Below are 537 nucleotides of genomic sequence, written 5' to 3' on the forward strand. Positions count from 1 at the left end.
CTCACGGTACTGGTTCACTATCGGTCAGTCAGGAGTATTTAGCCTTGGAGGATGGTCCCCCCATATTCAGACAGGATACCACGTGTCCCGCCCTACTCTTCGAACTCACAGCATGTGCATTTTAGTGTACGGGAGTATCACCCTGTACCCTGCGACTTTCCAGACGCTTCCACTAACACACAAACTGATTCAGGTTCTGGGCTGCTCCCCGTTCGCTCGCCGCTACTGGGGGAATCTCGGTTGATTTCTTTTCCTCGGGGTACTTAGATGTTTCAGTTCCCCCGGTTCGCTTCGTTAAGCTATGTATTCACTTAACGATAGTGTGACGAATCACACTGGGTTTCCCCATTCGGAAATCGCCGGTTATAACGGTTCATATCACCTTACCGACGCTTATCGCAGATTAGCACGTCCTTCATCGCCTCTGACTGCCAGGGCATCCACCGTGTACGCTTAGTCGCTTAACCTCACAACCCGAAGCTGTTTCGTAAAACAGGTCGTGTTGTGAAAATTTGAGAGACTCGAACACACCGTTTT

The 537-nt window shown here is 50.3% G+C and carries 1 rRNA gene; it reads right to left on the minus strand.

The annotated features are described in order from the left end of the window. Positions 1-467, minus strand: a 23S ribosomal RNA gene (locus U9R90_RS36745); the annotation flags it as partial. Positions 468-537 lie beyond the last annotated feature (70 nt).

This window comes from Streptomyces sp. E11-3 (assembly GCF_046540415.1).
Lineage (GTDB): Bacteria > Actinomycetota > Actinomycetes > Streptomycetales > Streptomycetaceae > Streptomyces.